This window comes from Microbacterium sp. (assembly GCF_031178525.1).
Lineage (GTDB): Bacteria > Actinomycetota > Actinomycetes > Actinomycetales > Microbacteriaceae > Microbacterium.
In genome coordinates this window covers 1-3,216 of the sequence record NZ_JAPSJA010000268.1, presented here as the reverse complement: position 1 = coordinate 3,216, position 3,216 = coordinate 1, and the positions used below count along the sequence as shown (strand labels likewise).

6 protein-coding genes are annotated in these 3,216 nt (G+C 70.5%); all 6 read right to left on the bottom strand.

The window, feature by feature from the left end:
* Window positions 1-153: 153 nt before the first annotated feature.
* Window positions 154-501, bottom strand: coding sequence for a hypothetical protein (locus tag RIF89_RS12925; RefSeq protein WP_309069507.1), 348 nt, complete (start codon window positions 499-501; stop codon window positions 154-156).
* 102 nt (window positions 502-603) lie between these two features.
* On the bottom strand, window positions 604-1,029 hold the full coding sequence (locus RIF89_RS12920; RefSeq protein ID WP_309069506.1) for an ATP-binding protein: 426 nt from the start codon (window positions 1,027-1,029) through the stop codon (window positions 604-606).
* Window positions 1,019-1,351, bottom strand: coding sequence for an STAS domain-containing protein (locus RIF89_RS12915; RefSeq protein ID WP_309069505.1), 333 nt, complete (start codon window positions 1,349-1,351; stop codon window positions 1,019-1,021). The genes RIF89_RS12920 and RIF89_RS12915 overlap by 11 nt, the downstream gene beginning before the upstream one ends.
* A gap of 179 nt (window positions 1,352-1,530) precedes the next feature.
* Entirely contained in the window at window positions 1,531-1,902 is a 372-nt protein-coding gene (locus tag RIF89_RS12910) for a flagellar assembly protein FliW (RefSeq protein WP_309069504.1), read from the bottom strand.
* The gene (flgL, locus tag RIF89_RS12905; RefSeq protein WP_309069503.1) at window positions 1,899-2,795 is read right to left on the bottom strand and encodes a flagellar hook-associated protein FlgL; all 897 of its coding nucleotides are present in this window, start codon (window positions 2,793-2,795) and stop codon (window positions 1,899-1,901) included. The genes RIF89_RS12910 and flgL overlap by 4 nt, the downstream gene beginning before the upstream one ends.
* 43 nt (window positions 2,796-2,838) lie before the next feature.
* The coding region (locus RIF89_RS12900; protein WP_309069502.1) for a flagellar basal body rod C-terminal domain-containing protein at window positions 2,839-3,216 on the bottom strand (378 nt) is incomplete at its 5' end.

The following is a 3,216-nucleotide window of genomic DNA, read 5'->3' as shown; positions in this document are numbered from 1 at the left end:
GAAGTGGACGCTCAGGCGATGGACGCCCGGCGGCGGATCGCGGCTCGCGATCGAGAGGGCGGCTCGGCGATCCGGGAGCCCGTGAGAGAGGCATCTGGAATGACCGCGGCGAACGCGCTCCCTCAGTCTACCTGAGCGGGTGATCGCCCGGCCTCACTCGGCGTCGATCAGCTCCAGCAGCTCCTTCGCGGCCTTGGCGATCTCGTCGTGGTCGTACTGGGCCGCACGCGACTCGATGGAGATCACGGCGCAGCGGTGCACCTTCTTGTAGTCGCCGAACGGGAACTCATACCGCGCCTTCGTCTGCTCGTTGGCCTCGGTGTCGATCCCGAGGTGCCAGTCGGCGTACTCGTCCCACCCGTGCTCCTCGCGCCAGGCGGTGTCCTTCCTCGCCGCGAGCGCGTGCTCGCTCCAGTGGTCCCGCTCATCGCGCACGACCGCGCCGTCCTTCACGAGCTTCCTGGCGTGCCGCAGCGCCTTGTCGTTCAGCTTCACCGTCATGAGTCGCCCTCCTGTCGCGTCGCCATCCGGTCTACGCCCCAGGATGTCCGCCCGCAGCCGCCTTGACGGGCGGGCGCGACGCGCGCATCCTCTGCAGCGCTCTCAGTCCGGTGGGAGCTGTCCGAGGTGGCGCACCATGCGCCACCGGTTGCCCGCGGGTGTGCGCGACCACTGGAGCTCATCGAGAGCCGCCTGAGCGAGCAGCAGGCCGCGCCCGCCCTCCGCATCCTCGTCGGGCATGTCCCCCTCCAGGTGCGGCTCGAACTCCTGACCGGAGTCGACGAGCTCGGCGACGATCGCGTCGTCGGTGACCTGCACCTCGAACCGCCAGCGGACCTCGCCGACCGGCTTGCCGTGCTCGACCACGTTGTTGGCGATCTCGATCACGGCCGTCTCGAACAGCATCAGGTCCATGGGGTCGAGGCCCTCGTGGTCGGCTCCCACGCGCTCGAGCAATGCGTGCAGGCGGTCCAGCTCGCCGGGCACGGCGAAGCCGACGAGCGAGTACGGCGCGCGCTCACCAGCCACGCGAGGCCTCCTCGACTGTGTCGAAGGGGGACAGGATGCGGTCAAGGTTCGTCAGCCTCAGCACGGCCCTGACCTGCTCGCCGGGACCGGCGATCCGCACGTCGCCGCCCGCCTGACGCGCGGCCTTGAGTCCGCCGATCAGCGCTCCGAGACCCGACGAGTCGACGAACCCGACGCCGGCGAGATCCACGATGCTGCGCGACCGCCCCTCACGCACCAGCTCGTCGATGCGTGCCTTGAGCGGCGACGCTGCGACCAGATTGAGCTTCCCCTGGAGTGCCAGCACCGTATAGCCGTCCGCGGTCTTCTGCTCGAGATCCATCAGTTCTCCTGCTCCCTTGCGGTCGAGCGCTTCTCGGGACACGCTGACTTCGCGTGCGATGGTCGGTGCGGCCGCGGAGATCACGCTCGACGCATGAGTTCGCAAGCGACGCGGACGTTGTCACGATAGCGACGTCTGCCCGTCGTGCCCACGTCGGTGCAGCGGTGCGGTGCGGTGCGTCAGGCGAGCGGGGCGCGAACCGGGTAGTCCTGGCCATCCAGGATCAGCTGCGCGGCCGCCCCCGTGGCGGTGTTGACGACGACGGGCGCGAGCAGGTTCACATGGACGCCGTCCGGGCCGGGGTTGGCGACGACCAGCAGCAGCGCGTCGTCCGGCTCCGCGAGGGCGAGTTGTGCGGCCTGCTCGTCCGTGAGCTCGGGTGCGTAATCGGCGAGCACAGTGCGCGGGTCGACGAGGAACAGCCGCAGCTCGGCATCCTCGTGCGCCGACAGGGCGAACAGTCCGTCGGCGCCGTCGACGGGCGACAGGTCGAAGTCGGTGTGAGGGGCGAGACCGGGCGGCGGGGCGACGAAGACGACGGCCGCGCTCACGACAGGAAGTCCATGAGGGTCGGCTGCAGCACGCGGCTGGTCACCTGCAGGGCGGAGCGGTACACGAGCTCCTGAGCCTGCAGCTGCACGAACACCTCGACCGAGTCGACGTCCTCGACCGCCGCACGACGGGTCTCGAGCGAGACGGATGTGTCCACGGCGACCTCCTTCGCGCGCTCGATCTGCGCCTGGCGGGCGCCGACCGCGCCCTGGGCACTGAGCATAGCGGTGAGACGCTCGTCGATCCCGTCCACGTGAGAGCGCACGTTCGTACCCGCGCGCAGGTCGGCGACGACGTCGTCGATCAGAGCGAAGACCGACTCGTCGCCCGTTCCGAACACCTCGGCACCGTCCGCGTCGACGCGCACCGTCACGCCGTCCGACAGGCGCCGCTCGACCGAGGAGCCGGGCGTGCCGCTGAAGTCGTAGCCGCCCGCGCCATCGGGCCGGAACGCGTACCCCGCGTCCGACGTGCCCGCGAACACCGACCGACCCAGCAGGCTCGTGTTCGCCTTGCCGAGCAGCTCATCGCGTATGCCCTCCAGCTCGACCGCGATCGCCTCCTTGGCCGTGGCGTCGAGGGCACCGTCGTTCGCGCCCTGCAGCGTGAGCGCGCGAGCGCGCTGCAGCAGCGCGGTGCTGGCGCCGATCGCCGCATCGACGGTGCTCACCCAGGCGAGGCCGTCGTCGATGTTGCGCGCGTACTGCGTGTTGCGCGCCTGCTCTGCATGCAGCCCGAGGGTCTGCGCCGCCGCCGACGGGTTGTCCGACGGCGCGAGGAATGCGCGCTGCGACGTCGCCTGCTCCTGCAGGCGCGCGAGCTCCGTCAGGTTGGTCTGGAGGTGACGCAGCGACGCCTGCGTCATTGTCTGCGCGGTGACGCGGGAGATCATGCGGATCCCTTCTGCCGTGAGGCGGATCGTGTCGGGTGCGGCATCAGCGGCCCACGACGCCGGTGCGGTTGATCAGCACGTCGAGCGCCTCATCCACGGCGGTGAGCACGCGGGCGGCGGCCTGATAGGCGGTCTGATACGTGAGGAGGTTGATCGTCTCTTCGTCGCCGTCCACGCCGGCGACCGACTGCTGGGCCGCCACGCTTGTCACGGCGGCGACCTCTGCGACGTTCGCGCGCTGTGCGTCGCCCGCGGCGGCGACGCCGAAGGACGTGACGAAGTCCGCCCAGACGGTGTCGGGCGATCCGGCCCCCTCGCCGATCTGCGAGATCGCGTCGGCGTTCGATGAGTCGTGTGCACCGGCTCCCGGGGCTGCGAGCGCGAGCTGCCGGCCGTTCGTGGGCACCACGCTCAGCCCCAG

Coding starts and splice junctions, on each gene's coding strand:
- RIF89_RS12925 (WP_309069507.1), bottom strand. CDS start 501: ATGACGGTGAAGCTGAACGACAAGGCGCTGCGGCACGCCAGGAAGCTC.
- RIF89_RS12915 (WP_309069505.1), bottom strand. CDS start 1,351: ATGGATCTCGAGCAGAAGACCGCGGACGGCTATACGGTGCTGGCACTC.
- flgL (WP_309069503.1), bottom strand. CDS start 2,795: ATGATCTCCCGCGTCACCGCGCAGACAATGACGCAGGCGTCGCTGCGT.